This window comes from Micromonospora sp. NPDC003241 (genome assembly GCF_053589795.1).
Window position 1 is genome coordinate 15829 of record NZ_JBSFSO010000042.1, and the last position, 13303, is coordinate 29131.

12 protein-coding genes and 1 tRNA gene are annotated in these 13303 nt (G+C 73.9%); 7 read left to right on the plus strand and 6 right to left on the minus strand.

The genetic code is table 11. The features are described from left to right. Positions 1 to 183 precede the first annotated feature (183 nt). The 3 genes from ACWDVW_RS25980 (at position 184) to ACWDVW_RS25990 (ending at position 2909) form a co-directional block, all read left to right on the plus strand. Positions 184 to 260 (plus strand) — tRNA-Thr (locus ACWDVW_RS25980). Between the two features lie 109 nt (positions 261 to 369). Then, positions 370 to 1293 (plus strand): hypothetical protein, encoded by a 924-nt coding sequence (locus ACWDVW_RS25985; RefSeq protein ID WP_449953694.1) that lies wholly within the window; start codon positions 370 to 372, stop codon positions 1291 to 1293. Beyond that, complete coding sequence (locus ACWDVW_RS25990) at positions 1290 to 2909, plus strand: hypothetical protein (RefSeq protein WP_449953697.1); 1620 nt, start codon at positions 1290 to 1292, stop codon at positions 2907 to 2909. Before ACWDVW_RS25985 ends, ACWDVW_RS25990 begins: the two co-directional genes overlap by 4 nt. 108 nt (positions 2910 to 3017) lie before the next feature. On the opposite strand, the gene ACWDVW_RS25995 is transcribed toward ACWDVW_RS25990, so the two are convergent. After that, positions 3018 to 4247 carry a glycosyltransferase gene (locus tag ACWDVW_RS25995; RefSeq protein ID WP_449953699.1) on the minus strand — a complete coding sequence of 410 codons (1230 nt, stop codon included), beginning with the start codon at positions 4245 to 4247 and terminating at the stop codon, positions 3018 to 3020. 7 nt (positions 4248 to 4254) lie between these two features. Next, on the minus strand, positions 4255 to 5298 hold the full coding sequence (locus tag ACWDVW_RS26000) for a glycosyltransferase family 2 protein (protein ID WP_449953702.1): 1044 nt from the start codon (positions 5296 to 5298) through the stop codon (positions 4255 to 4257). Between the two features lie 166 nt (positions 5299 to 5464). Here ACWDVW_RS26000 and ACWDVW_RS26005 point away from each other — a divergent pair, with 166 nt between their 5' ends. Beyond that, positions 5465 to 6232, plus strand: coding sequence for an enoyl-CoA hydratase/isomerase family protein (locus tag ACWDVW_RS26005; protein WP_449953704.1), 768 nt, complete (start codon positions 5465 to 5467; stop codon positions 6230 to 6232). 74 nt (positions 6233 to 6306) lie between these two features. On the opposite strand, the gene ACWDVW_RS26010 is transcribed toward ACWDVW_RS26005, so the two are convergent. Both ACWDVW_RS26010 and ACWDVW_RS26015 read right to left on the minus strand, forming a co-directional pair. Beyond that, the gene (locus ACWDVW_RS26010; RefSeq protein ID WP_449953706.1) at positions 6307 to 7833 is read right to left on the minus strand and encodes a hydroxysqualene dehydroxylase; all 1527 of its coding nucleotides are present in this window, start codon (positions 7831 to 7833) and stop codon (positions 6307 to 6309) included. A gap of 136 nt (positions 7834 to 7969) precedes the next feature. Then, complete coding sequence (locus ACWDVW_RS26015) at positions 7970 to 8440, minus strand: MSMEG_6728 family protein (protein ID WP_449953709.1); 471 nt, start codon at positions 8438 to 8440, stop codon at positions 7970 to 7972. Between the two features lie 93 nt (positions 8441 to 8533). On the opposite strand from ACWDVW_RS26015, the gene ACWDVW_RS26020 reads away from it, so the two are divergent. Genes ACWDVW_RS26020 through ACWDVW_RS26030 form a run of 3 tightly spaced genes read left to right on the plus strand, consistent with a single transcriptional unit; the run spans position 8534 to position 11187 of the window. Next, positions 8534 to 10330, plus strand: a complete 1797-nt coding sequence (locus tag ACWDVW_RS26020) for a potassium channel family protein (RefSeq protein ID WP_449953712.1) — start codon at positions 8534 to 8536, stop codon at positions 10328 to 10330. 33 nt (positions 10331 to 10363) lie between these two features. After that, positions 10364 to 10837 (plus strand): hypothetical protein, encoded by a 474-nt coding sequence (locus ACWDVW_RS26025; protein ID WP_449953715.1) that lies wholly within the window; start codon positions 10364 to 10366, stop codon positions 10835 to 10837. Beyond that, complete coding sequence (locus ACWDVW_RS26030; protein ID WP_449953718.1) at positions 10834 to 11187, plus strand: hypothetical protein; 354 nt, start codon at positions 10834 to 10836, stop codon at positions 11185 to 11187. Before ACWDVW_RS26025 ends, ACWDVW_RS26030 begins: the two co-directional genes overlap by 4 nt. A gap of 12 nt (positions 11188 to 11199) precedes the next feature. Here the strand turns inward: ACWDVW_RS26030 and ACWDVW_RS26035 are convergent, their stop codons facing one another. Together ACWDVW_RS26035 and ACWDVW_RS26040 are read right to left on the minus strand one after the other, a co-directional pair. Beyond that, positions 11200 to 12432 (minus strand): APC family permease, encoded by a 1233-nt coding sequence (locus tag ACWDVW_RS26035; RefSeq protein WP_449953720.1) that lies wholly within the window; start codon positions 12430 to 12432, stop codon positions 11200 to 11202. A gap of 9 nt (positions 12433 to 12441) precedes the next feature. After that, positions 12442 to 13173, minus strand: a complete 732-nt coding sequence (locus tag ACWDVW_RS26040) for a phosphatase PAP2 family protein (RefSeq protein ID WP_449953776.1) — start codon at positions 13171 to 13173, stop codon at positions 12442 to 12444. Positions 13174 to 13303: the final 130 nt, after the last annotated feature.

Below are 13303 nucleotides of genomic sequence, written 5' to 3' on the forward strand. Positions count from 1 at the left end.
CTTTCGCCGCAATGCCAAGGTTCGGGACGGTGGATGGGACTGAGAGCATTCGCATTCCGGTCACTCGGGCACGGTCGGACACGAATCGACGCCCGCGGGTCGGGATGTTGACGTTTCCCGTGCTCGGGACCCCTGCCGAGCGGGAAAAGCAGACGTCGGTCGCTATGCTGACCGGGAAACAACGCCCCTGTAGCTCAGCTGGCCAGAGCACCCGCCTTGTAAGCGGGATGTCGCCGGTTCGATCCCGGCCGGGGGCTCCATCCGTATCGCGCACGGAACACTGGGCGACACCTCGTCGTGGCCGGGCGTTCAGGCGGGCTGTCTACCGTCCGCCTGAACGCTGCCGCCACCCCCAGGGACACCCACACCGTGCACCACGCCAACCACTACTACGGGCACTCCCACCTGCTGGCCCGCTACTGCGGACTCGATGACGGGCAGCCGCCCCGGGTGCCCGGCTACCTGCAACACGGCTGGAACATCGGCGACGGGATGGCCCCCGACCACGAGTTCGTACCCGGGGTCCCGCTGTTCCTCTGGTCCGAGCGGACGCGCCGCCGCGCCTGGTCCCTCGGGCACCGGCGGACGTACGTCCTCGGCGCGCCCTTCGCGTACCTGACCGCCACGACGCCCGACGGGCCGTCCCGGCGGGAGGGCACCCTCTGGTACCCCTTCCACGGCTGGGAGGGGCAACGGATCCTGGGCGACCACGGTCGGCTGGTCGACGAGATCCGGGCCGTGGAGCCGGGCCCGGTGACGGTCTGCCTCTATTGGCAGGAGTACCGGTCGACGCGGGTCCGCCGGTACTACGAGCGGGCCGGCTTCCGGGTCGTCTGCCACGGCTATCGGGGTGGCCGGTGGACCGACCTCGACCCGCAGTTCCTCGTCCGGCAGCTCGCCGAACTGCGCCGGCACCGGCGGGTCGCCTCCAACCGGCTGTGCAGCGCGATCTTCTACGGCGTCCTGGCCGGTTGTGAGCCCGCCGTGTACGGCGACCCGATGCACCTGGCCGGTGAGACCCCCGTCTGGGGCGGCCAGCCACGCATCCGCCGTCAGTGGGCCGACCTGCACGGCCCCCGGGTCGACGTGACCGTGGCCCGGGCCCTGGCCGACGCCGAGCTGGGCGCCGACCGCCTGCTCACGCCCGCCGAGCTGCGCCACCTGTTCCGCTGGCCGACCCCGGCCGCCGTACCGGCCCCACCGGGTGCCCCTGCGGTCGTACCGGCACCGCTGCCTGCCCCGGGCTCGCGGCGGGGTGCGCGGGCGGCGTCCGCCGATCGGACGCCGGCATGACCTCGGGAAGCCCCCGTCTGCTCGGCGGCGAGATGCTCGCCTGGTCCGACCTCGACGGGTCCCGTGGCCCCGGCCCGGTGGGCGGGCCGACGCTGGCCGCGCTGCTGACCGCCGTCGGTGGACGCACCCTGGTCGTCGGCCCGCACCACCCCGACCTGCTCGACGTGCTGCCCTCGCCCGACCTGACGATCCTGGTACGCGGACTGGCGGACGCCGAGACACTGGCCGCCCGGTACGCCGACCGGCCGGAAGTCCAGGTGTACTGCGGCAGCCCCGAGAGACTGCCCGCCTCGCCGCAGTACGACAGCCTGGTCGCACTGGACGGGCTGGGGCGGCTCGCCTCGGTGGAGGGGCCGGAGCTGAGGTGGACGGACCGGTTCGACCTGCTGACGTCGATGCTGCGCCCCACCGGCCGACTGCTGCTCGGCGCGGAGAACCCCCTCGGGCTGCACCGGTTGCCGTTCCCACCGCCGCCACGCACCGATTCCGACTGGACCGCACCGGACGAGTACGACCACACCCGCCCCGCCGGCCTGCCCCGACTGCGGGACCGGCTGGCCGCGTCCGGCCTGTGGACCGTCGGCACCTGGGCCACCTTCCCATCGCCGCGGACGCCGACCGCTCTGCTCGGTACCGAGCTGCTGGCCGACTCCGACCTGACCGGCTTCCTCCAGGCCACCCTGAGCACCACCCAGCCGACCAGAGCCGCCGATCCGGACCGGCCGGTCCCGGTGCCGCCGTTCGCGGTGCCGCCGTTCGCCGATCCGGCTCGGCTGACGATGCTGGCGCTCCGGCACGGCGGTGTCCCGGAGTCGGCTCCCGGTTGGGTGCTGCTGGCCGAGCGCCTGGCCGCCGCCGGCTCCACTCCGGACGTGTCCGGCGAGGCCACCGATCAGGTCGCGGGTCGGCCTCCGGCGGGGGTGCTGATGCGGGACGGTCGGCGTCGGGAGGTCCGCCGTGGTCCGGCCGGTGGATGGCGGTTCGCCGACGGGACGGTGGTGCCGTCGGGGCGTACCGTCGAGGACCTGGCCCTGGCCGCGACGGCGCGGCGGGAGCTGCCCGGGTTGCGTGCGCTGCTCACCGCCTGGCAGGCCGGTCCGCTGGCGGACGTGCCGGCGGACCAGGTGGTGGTCACACCTGACGGCGCCTGGCACGCCGTCGCGGCGACCGAGCCGGCGCAGGTCGAGCCGGCGGAGGTTGAGCCGGTGCAGGCCGGGTCGGTGCAGGTGCTGCGCCGGTTGGCGGCCCGGACGGCCGATGCCGGGCTGGCGCACCTCCTGCCGCCCGGCGAACTGGCAGCGACCCTGGCCGCCCTGTCCGGGCGGGAACCGGAGTCGTTCGCCGACGACCGGACGCAGACCACCGCACGAGGGTGGCGGGAGCTGCTGATCGACCGGGACGAACTGGCGCGGGAGCTGGCTGAGGCCCGTGCCCTGGCGCAGTGGTACGAACGGACGCTGGCCGAGCGCGACCGCGAGCTGACGCGGCTACGGAGGATCGTCTCGCTGCTCAGCGGCACCCCGACCGCCCGCGCCGCCCGAGCCCTGCTGGCCGGTGCCAGGTCCGCCCGCCGCTCCGCCCGCACCGCCCTCCACCACCTACGCCGCCCCACCTGACCCCCTCGCGGCCCCCTCACCCACCCTCACCCCTCCATCCCGGCCGTCCCGTCCCGTCCCGCCCTCTCGGCGCGTCGATCATGGAGTTGTGGTGGGTGCGAAACGGGCTCAAAGGTGCGTACCACTCGCCACAACTCCATGATCGCCGGGGCCGGGGCCGGGGCCGGGGCCGGGGCCGGGGCCGGGGCCGGGGGTGGGGCCGGGGGTGGGGGTGGGGCCGGGGGTGGGGGTGGGGCCGGGGGTGGGGGTGGGGGTGGTCAGGGTGGCGTAGAGGTGTTCCAGGGTGTGGGTTTGGCGGTGGAGGTCGAAGTGGGTGGCGGCGTGGCGGTGGGCCTCGGCGCCGAGGCGGTGGCGTAGCGGGGTGTCGGTGAGGAGTCGGCGGAGGTTGGCGGCCAGGGCCGGCGGGTCGGCCTCGGGGCCGAGCAGGCCGGTCACCTCGTGCGTGACCGCTTCCGGGATGCCGCTGTGGTACGTCGACACCACCGGTACGCCTAGGCTCGCCGCCTCCAGGATCGTGGTCGGCAGGCCCTCTGTGTCGCCGTCGGCGGCGGTACGCGACGGGGCGGCGAGCACCCGGGACTCGGCGACGTGCCGCAGCACCTCGTCCGGTGGCAGCGCCCCGGCGAATGTCGCGTCGACACCCCTGCGTTCGGCCTGGGCGCGTACCGGGGCGAGCAGCGGGCCGGTGCCGATGAGCAGCGTGCGGGGGCGCAGGTCGGCGAGCAGGCTCAGCGCCTTGACGAGGTGGTCCACGCCCTTCTTGTCGACGAAGCGACCGACGAAGACCACGTCCCAGTTCTTCGGGCCGGTCGGCGGCTCGGCGGGTACCGGCACGCCGGTGTGGTGCACGCGTACCTTGGCCGGGTCCGCGCCCAGCTCCAGCGCCCGGTCGCGGATCGGGCCGGAGACGGCCAGGATCAACGCGGCCCGGTCGAAGGCGGTCCGGAGATGGCGTCGGTGCCGGGCACCCCGCCAGCCCGGGGCGGTCGGCTGACGGGTGACGTCCAGCCCGTGCAGGGTGATCACCAGCGGGATGCCGAGCCGGGTCGCGGCACGGCTGACCAGCCAGCCGTCCCCGCCGAAGTGGGCGTGGACCACGTCGGGCCGCAGTCGGGCCAGCAGCCGGTGCAGTCGGGGCAGATCGCCGGTCAGTCGCAGCCGGAGCCAGTCCCGGCGACCACGGGGGGTGTCCGGGCAGAGCAGCACGTCGGTGTCCCGGCTCAACGGCGAGTCGACCCGGATCGCGCCGAGGTGGACCGCACGCCAGGTGGGCAACGCGTCGCCCTGGTGGCGGACGAACGTCTCCGAGCCGGGCAGCAGGCAACTCCGCCAGATCACGGCGACCCTAGCGTCCGACATCGGCTCCGAGTTCCGTGGCCACCGGCATCGCGGCGGACGGCGGGGCTGCGGCGGAAGGCGGGGCTGCGGCGGACGGCGGGGACGGGGCAGGGGGTACGGCCCGGCGGCCGAGGATGCCGTCGCGTACCCGGTGGCGCAGCGTCGGCGGGATCAGCCAGATCTGCGCGAACGTGAGGTAGTCGACCAGGCTCGGGCTGCCGTGCCGGCGCGCCTCGGCCAGCAGCAGGCGGAAGACCCGGAGGCTGCGGGTGGGCGCGGCCATTGAGCTGATGATGCTCATCGTGATCGCCGCGTACGCCCGTGGGGTGATCAGCGGTCGGATGCCGCGTAGCCAGGCGAGTTGGGCCTCCCACGGCGAGCTGAGGCTGATCCGGGGACGGTCCTCGTCCTGGTGCCAGAGCACCAGTGGTTCGGCGGCGAAGACCAGCTCGACGTCGGAGTGGCCGGTGGCGCGGACGGTCCAGTCGAGTTCCTGCTGCCGGCGCAGGCCGACGGTGAACGGGACCCGACGTAGCAGCTCGGTCGGCGCCATGATCGTCGAGGTCTGGATGAAGCCGTCACCGTGGAACAGGCCCCGGCGCACGGTCAGGTACTCGCTGATCGGCTCGCCCGGCTCGGGTAGCCGGCGGGGCAGCACGAACTCCGCCCGGGGCGTCTTGTTGATCAGACGGCTGGCCACCACCGGGCTCGGTACGCGGCTGCGTCGGGCGACGTCGAGCTGGACCGCCAGCTTGGTGGGCAGCCATTCGTCGTCATCGTCGAGCAGGGCCGTCCACGGCGCGCGGGCCTCGCGTACGCCGGTGTTGCGGGCGTTCGGCGCGCCGCCCCGGCCGGGCAGCTCCTCCACCCGTACCCGGGGGTCACCGATCTCGGCGAGGGCCGCGCCGGTCGCGGCGTCCGGTCCGTCGACGACCACGATGACCTCGATGTCGGTCACGGTCTGGGCGAGGACGCTGCGGACCGCGCGGGTCACCAACGCGGGTCGGGCGAAGGTCGGCACGACCACGCTGACCTGTGGTGTGGAAGCCATGATCACCTGCTCGCTCGGGGTGCGGAAAGTAGGTGCGCACGGTGACGCTGTCAGGTGTGGGCGGCTCGTCGGTGAATGCCGGGCAGCTACCAGGCGTACACCTCGGGTCACCGGACGGGCGCGGCGCCGGTGCGGGTTACCCTCAGGCCGTCGAAGGGGGTGGGTGGTGGCGGACGCGGAACTCGTGGTCGAGGTGACCGGCGCGGTGGCCACGGTGGTGATCCGCAACCCGGGCCGCCGCAACGCGATGACGACGGCGATGTGGCGGCAGCTCCCGGTGCTGCTCGACGGCCTGGCGGCCGATCCGGCGGTACGCGTCCTGGTGCTCACCGGCGCGGACGGCACCTTCTGCGCCGGTGCCGATCTCGGTGACCTCGACGAGGTGCTGAACCCGGGCGACGGCAACGTGGTGGACGTGGCGGAGCGGCGGCTGGCCGACTTCGCCAAGCCGACCGTCGCCGCCGTGCGGGGCGCCTGCGTCGGCGGTGGCTGCCTACTGGCCGTCGCCTGTGACCTGCGGCTGGCCGCCGACGACGCGCGGTTCGGCGTACCACCTGCGCGGCTCGGTCTGGTCTATCCGGCACCGGCCACCCGGCGGCTGACCCGGCTGGTCGGCCCGTCGACGGCCAAGCACCTGCTCTTCACCGGTGAGCTGGTCGACGCCGACCGGGCGCTGCGCACCGGCCTGGTGGACGAGGTGCTGTCCGGCGCCGGTCTGGCCGCCCGGGTCGACGCGCTCACCGCGACGATCGCGGAACGCTCGCAGCTCAGCGTCGCCGCCGCCAAGGAGATCGTGGACGGTCGGGCCGACGCCGACCGCATCGCCTGGTGGCACGGACAGGCGCGGGACAGCGGCGAGGCCCGGGAGGGCGTCGCGGCCTTCCACGAACGCCGTCCGGCCCGCTTCGGCTGGACCCCGCCGACGGCCGGCTGACCGGCCCGCCCTGGCCGCCTGCCCTGACCGGCCCGCCCTGGCCCGGCCGATCAGGGCGGACGCGACCTGGCGGCTCAGGGACGGGCGAGCAGGCCCCGGGGGCGTACCGAGTGGATCGGCTCGGCCGCGCCGCCCTCGGCCCGCAGGATGTGGTTCGCGGCCAGGATGCCGGTGGCCGCGGACCGCTCCATGAGCGCGCTGGGGAAGTCGGTGCGGATGCCGTCGCCGGCCAGGTAGAGCCCGGCGGCCTCGGTGCGTACCCCGGGCCGTCCGGGATGGCTGCCGGGGGTGAAGGCGGGGGCCTTGGCCTCCACCCGGGCGCGCCGCTCGCGGATTCGCAACCGGTGCGTCTCCGGCCAGAGCGCGCCCAGGTCGGCCCACATCCGGTCGGCCAGATCGTCGGCGGACACGTCCGGATCGCAGGCGTACGCGTGCAGCTCGATCACCGAGCCGCCGGTCTGCGCGGCCCAGCGTCGCGGCTCCTCCTCCAGCCGGTGGTACAGCGTCACCGAGTCCAGGGTGGACTGGCGGGACACCCCGTTGAAGGTCGCCCGACCCGGGTCCACGTCCCCGTCGCACCAGTGCCTCGCCACCGCGTACGGCGGACCGGGCCGACCGTACGCGGGCATCGCCGCCGCCAGCGCCGGTGCCGCCTCGGCCAGTGTCGGGGAGGCGGCGACCAGGTCGGCCAGCGCCGGCGGGTCCAGGGCCAACACCACGTGCCGGGCCGGGTACGAGCCGTCGCTGGTGCGTACCCGCCAGGCGGTGCCCTCGCGGTCCAGCGCGGTCGCCGCGACACCGGTGTGCACGCGACCGCCGTGGCGTTCCAGGTGCCGGGTCAGCGGCTGCCAGATCGCGGTGGCGTAGTCCTCGTCCGGGCAGTCGAAGGCCAGCCCCTCGGGGTTGCCGAGCAGATAGAAGTGGAACTGCGCGATCATCTCGGCGGCCGACATCTGCACCTCGTGGTTGAAGAACGAGTGCGAGAAGACCTCGAAGAGCATGGCCCGCGCCCGGTCCGGCAGCCGCAGCGAGGTGAGCAGCTCGTCGGCGGTGCGGTGGTCGAATTCGGCGTAGGTGCGCTCCGGATGGTAGGTCAGCAGCGGCAGGGCGGCGTCGCGGTCCATCGTGCGCAGGTCACGCAGTCGCAGGCTGGGACTGCGGGCCAACAGGGTGAGCAGGTTGGCCGGCGGTGCGGGCGGCAACCGTCCGAACTCCTCGGTCGGCCACTGCGCGCTGAGCACTGGATAGCCGGGCACCGGGCGTAGGAAGCGGAGCGTCGGATCGACGCGACGCAGGATGTTGCGCCAGTTGTAGTACTGCCGGAAGAAGGCGTGGAAGCCGTGTTCGTCGACCTGCCCGGTGCCGTCGGCGAGGGTGTCGGGCCAGGCGCCGAGCCGGCCGCCGAGCGTCGGGGCGGCCTCCAGCACCGTCACCTCGACACCGCGTTCGGCGAGCACCACCGCCGCCGACATCCCGGCGATGCCGCCACCGACCACGACCGCCTGCACCGGATGCGGCACCCGGGTCGCGCCACCGCCGCCCGGGTCCACCTGGTGCGGCCGTACGCCGATGAGCCGACCGAACACCTGTGACAGCTTCACACCGCACCTCCCGATGGCCCCTCAGTCTGCCCGACGGGGGTCGGCACCGCCGTACGTGCCGGTGCGCTCTCGTGTTAGCAGGGGGCCCTTGTAATACACGAGGCGTTAGCAGGGGACCCTCCCTTACCCGCGGCCCTCACCCGGGGCGGTCGGACGTCGGCCAGACGTACTCGACGTCGGTGGGGGTGTCGTCGCCGAAGATCGGGCGGTAGTGCGCGGGATCCTTGCGCAGCAGCGACGAGCGGTGACTCAGGTGCAGGTCGGCGCGGCCCAGCCAGGGCGGCAGTTCGCCGGCCTCGGCCAACTCCTGCTGGGTACGGACCCGCTCGATGCCCCGGGCGGCGGCGAGATCGGCGGTCAACGTGGTGGCGCAGGTGTCGGCCCGTCCGGTCGCGCACCAGACGGCGCAGACGTCCAGCCCGTAGCGGGTGAGGGCCTCCTCGTAACCGGTCCACATCTTGACAGCGGGATGGTGACGCCAGCCGTACCCGGGGCGGGTCAGCCCACGCAGCACCTGGATCGCCTCCACCCGCTGCTTGCCGAGCCGCCGTTGGTCCAGCGTGCCGGCGCTGGCCAGGAAGTCCGGGTACGGCAGGAAGGTCTGCATGGGGGCTGCCGTACCCGTCCACGACCCGGACATGCCGGGCCGGGACTTTCATGATCGTCGCGGGGCTGCGCGGAGTGCGACCGGCTGTTTACCATGCGAAGCATGGCGGAGCCGCTGCTCGATCGCGCCCGGCGGGCAGGCCGCCGGTTGCGGGTCAACGGGGAGCCACGGGCGCACTACGTGGTCTGCGGCCAGGATCCCCTGGCGTACTGGGTGGTGCGGGCGATGCTGGCCGCCGAGACGCAGGCCGGGCGGCTGCGGATCACCCTGGTCGTGCCCGAGCGACAGCGGTCACCCGGCCCGGACGGGCGTGACCTGCCCGGCATCGAGGTGATCCCGGCCGACCGGCTGGACGAGGCGACGTTCCGCCGGGCCGGGCTGGCCGGTGCGGCCGGGCTGGCCCTGCTGCACCAGGACGACGTGGGCAACATGCAGGCCGCCCTCTGCGCACAGGAGGTCGAGCCCCGGCTGCGGCTGGTCGTGCGGATGTTCAACACCGGCCTGGCCAACGGCGTACGGCAGATCTTCCCCGACTCGTCGGTGCTCTCCGACGCCTCGATGGCCGCCCCGGCCTTCGTGGCCGCCGCGCTGGGCGAGGTCGCGCCGACGCACTTCCGACACGGCGGGCGCACGCTGTACGTGGCCCGCCGCGACGACGTACGCCCGAGCGAGATCGTCTGCGGGGTGGCCGACACCCGCGACTCCCAGCAGGACCTGGTGCTTCCCGCCGACGACGAGGACGCCGACGTGGTGCTCGCGGAGGCCGTCGGCCGCCCGGCCGGCACCGAGTTGGCCGCCCGCCGGCTGGTCCGCGCCCGACGTCGGCGACGCCCGGTCGCGATGTTCCTCGGGGCCGTGCGGGGCTTCGCCACCCGCAAGATCGGCATCGCGGTGTTCGTGCTGCTCGCCGTGATCGCCGCGTTTGGTGCCCTCTATGGGCGCGCCGCTAACGTCTCCTGGGCCAATGCGCTCTACCTGACCATGGTCACCACGCTCACCGGGCAGGACCCGGACATCGAGAAGAAGAGCGCCGAGAAGGTCATGCAGGTGGTGCTCAACCTCGCTGGGGTGGCCCTGATCCCGCTGATCACGGCGGTGGTCGTCGACGGCGTGGTCCGGGCGCGGCTGGCCCTGCACGCCGGGCGGAACTTCATCGAGCGTTCCGGGCACGTCGTGGTGGTCGGGCTGGGCAACATCGGCACCCGGGTGATGGCCCAGCTCAACGACTTCGGCGTCGAGGTGGTCGCGATCGACAGCAACGCCGACGCCCGGGGTGCCGGGCTGGCCCGGCGGCTGGGCGTACCGCTGGTGGTGGGCGACGCGGCGCAGGAGGAGACGCTGCGCGCCGCCTCGATCGCCACCTGCCAGGCGCTGGTGGTGGTCTCCACCGACGACGGCGCCAACCTGCGGGCGGCGCTGAACGGCCGGACCGTGAACGACCAGCTCCGGGTGGTGCTGCGGCTCTTCGACGGCGACTTCGCCGAGCGGGTGCAGCGGGCCTTCGGCATCGGCACCTCCCGCAGCGTCTCCTACCTGGCGGCACCGTCGTTCGCGGCGGCCCTGCTGGACCGCGCGGTGATCGCCACCATCCCGGTCGGTCGGCACGCGTTGCTGGTCACCGAGGTCGCGGTGGCGGCCGGTTCGAGGCTGGACGGCCGGACACTCGCCAGCGTCGGCCGACCGGGCAGCGTCCGGTTGCTCGCGCACGCCCGGGTCGGGCAGCGTCTCGACTGGTCGCCGGACCGACGGATGATGGTCTCGGCAGGGGACCGGCTGACCGTGATGGCCCGCCGGGCCGGGCTGAACTCCCTGCTCCGCGAGGTCGCGCCGCCCGAGCCGGAGCCACCGGCGCAGACCGGCCCGCCGGTCCCGCGCGAGGCCGATGAGTGACGGTCCGCAGACTTCCACGATAGTGTGGAAGTCGTGTCGGCGGTCTACGAAGAGCTTCCGTTCAGCGAGTTCCTGCATCGTCCCGCAGCCGCGGCCGCGCGACTCGGTCAGGTGCGTGCCCTCCGGCTGCGTCGTCGCGGCGCCGACGACCTGGCCCTGACGTCGGCCGACCAGATGGAGCGGGACGCGGTGGTGATCGACTTCACCGCGCGGCTGTTGGCGGGTCTCGTCCGTTCGGAGTCGACCGATGTCGTTCGCCGCGTGCTCGGCGAGGCACTGCCGTGGGTCGCCTTCCTCCCGCCGGATGACGTGACGGAGCTGCTGAACGAGCTGGTCACGGTCGCCCAGGGAGCTGCCTCGTTGGAGAACCTCTCGCCGATCGCCGTGCTGTTGACGCAGTGGCGGCACACCGCCGAGATCCATGCGGACCCGGTCCTGTTGGAGCGGGTGACCAGGGAACCGGCCGGCGACCTGGGGCCGGTGACAGCACCTGGCGCGGACCGGTGAGCCCCAAACGAGGCGACCGTGCCGCACCTCCGGCCCTGGCGGGCGAGTACGACCTGCGCTTCGCCGACTCGGCGGCAGCCGACGGTTGGGAACATCCCGCTCGTCACGCACCGGGCAACCTGCGGCGGGCCTTCGACATCCTGCGAAGCTCTCCCCGTTCGCGCCTCTCACCCGAGCGTCAACACCGTCTCAAGGGTTCCCTCGCTTCGGCCGCCTGGAAGGGCCAGGAACTGGAGCGTTGGCAGTACGAGGTGACCGGCGGAGGCCGGATCTGGTATCTCGTCGACGACGAGCGGCGTACGATCTGGCTCACGTACGTCGGCACCGGCCATCCCCGGGAGACCGAGTGAACCGGGCAGAGGTCACGCGCGGGCGGGGCGCAGGGCGTACCAGGCGGCACCGAGGGCTAGCACGCCGAGGCCGGCGAGCACGCTGGTCAGAGGCAGGTTGACCACGAGCAGGACGCAGCCGACCAGCCCCACCACGGCGAGTGCCCGCACCGGCAGCCTCCGTCCCGGGTCCCGTCCGAGGGTCAGCGCCGCCGCGTTGGTGATCGCGTAGTAGACCAGCACGGTGACGCTGGAGAAGCCGATCGCGGCCCGGACGTCGCCGAGCGCCACCACCAGGATCACCACGGCCGCGACGGCCAGTTCGGCCCGGTGCGGCACCCGGTGTACGGGGTGCACGGCCGCCAGGGCTGCGGGCAGGTCGCGGCGGCGGGCCATCGCCAGCGTGGTGCGGCCCACCCCGGCCAGCAGCGACAGCAGCACCCCGGTCACCGCGACGGTCGCCCCTGCGCGGACCACCCACGCCAGGCCGGGCAGCCCGGCGGCGCTCACCACGTCGGCCAGCGGAGCGGTCGATCCGGCGAGCCGGTCCGGCCCGAGCACCCCGAGTGCGATCACGGCCAGCACCAGATAGATCACCAGCACCAGCCCGAGCGCCAGCGGCACCGCCCGAGGGATGGTCCGCTCCGGCTCGCGCACCTCCTCACCGAGGGTGGCGATCCGGGCGTACCCGGCGAAGGCGAAGAAGAGCAGCCCGGCGGCGGTGAGCACGCCCCGCGCGGAGCCGCCGGGCTGGTCGATCCGGTCGATCTGGACGCCGGTCGCGCCGGCCACCGCGACCAGGGCCAGCACCGCCAGCACGACCAGCACCAGGACCCGGGTGGCGGTGGCGGTCTTGGCGACGCCACGCAGGTTCACGCCGGTCACCGCGACGACGACGGCGACGGCCACGAGCCGGGCCTGCCCGGGCCAGAGGTACGCCCCGACGGTCAGCGCCATCGCCGCGCAACTGGCCGTCTTGCCGACCACGAATCCCCAGCCGGCGACGAATCCGGCGAACGGGCTGAGCCGTTCCCGGCCGTAGACGTAGGTGCCGCCGGACTCCGGGTAGCGGGCCGCCAGCCGGGCCGAGCTGGTCGCGTTGCAGAACGCCACCGCACCGGCCAGCGCCAGCGCGACCAGCAGCCCGATGCCGCCGGCTGCCGCAGCGGCGGGGGCGAAGACCACGAAGACGCCCGCGCCGAGCATCGACCCCAGACCGATGACGACCGCATCCGGTACGCCCAACCGCCGTGCCAACCGTTCCACGGCGGCAGCCTAGGGGCGTTCGATGAACGGAGCGCTCCAATCGCGTAGCCGACCGGGGAGCGGCAGCGCGTCCCAGGGCACCCGGTGCAGCAGCCGGTCCAGCAGCAGGCCCAGCAGCAGGGCTGCCAGCCCGTCGGTGAGCCAGTGGAAGTTCAGATACGTGGTGGTGACCAGCAGGATCGCCGGGGGCGCGTACCGGACCAGCCGGTAGAGCCCGGTCGGGAGCCGGCCGGCGGTCAGCGAGAGCAGCAGCACGGCGATCACGCCGTACCAGACGATCGCGTTGGCGACGTGGCCTGACGGGTACGACATCGAGTAGGCGTCCGCCGGCAGATCGTGGAAGATCTGCACCGCCTCCTCCGGTGCGAGGAACGGCTCCTTGACCGAGGCGGTCGGGGCGGCCCGGTCGGTCCAGAGCTTGAGCGGGCCGATCGTCAGCATGGTAATCACGAAGGCGGCCCCCACCAGCAGGAACGGCCGGATCGTACGGCGCCGCCAGGCCACCGCCACGGCCAGTCCGCCGGAGAGCGGCAGCAACAGCCCGCCGCCCTGACCGAGCAGGTTGAACGCTCGGGCGATCCAGTACAACGGGGTCGGTGCGTGGGCGAAGGCCCACTCGCTCACCGCGAGGTCGAGACCGTAGTACCGGCCGGTGGCGAGCACTGCGGTCAGCGCCGCGAACCCGGCGATCAGCAGGGCGTCGCACCACCAGCCGGCCGGGCGTACCGGCGCCGGGCGCAGCCTCCGGGGTGTCGTTTCCCGCACCCCGCCACGCTACCGGCCCGCCCGGACGGACGGACCGCGCCTCCGCCTCGGCACTGTGGGGCCGACCACGCGGGGAAGCGTTCCGGGCGGCGAGCCGTCAGACTTG

What these genes read in the sequence shown, in the direction of transcription:
- ACWDVW_RS25990 (WP_449953697.1), top strand. Translation starts at nt 1,290, where the DNA reads ATGACCTCGGGAAGCCCCCGTCTGCTCGGCGGCGAGATGCTCGCCTGG.
- ACWDVW_RS26000 (WP_449953702.1), bottom strand. Translation starts at nt 5,298, where the DNA reads ATGGCTTCCACACCACAGGTCAGCGTGGTCGTGCCGACCTTCGCCCGA.
- ACWDVW_RS26015 (WP_449953709.1), bottom strand. Translation starts at nt 8,440, where the DNA reads ATGCAGACCTTCCTGCCGTACCCGGACTTCCTGGCCAGCGCCGGCACG.
- ACWDVW_RS26020 (WP_449953712.1), top strand. Translation starts at nt 8,534, where the DNA reads ATGCGAAGCATGGCGGAGCCGCTGCTCGATCGCGCCCGGCGGGCAGGC.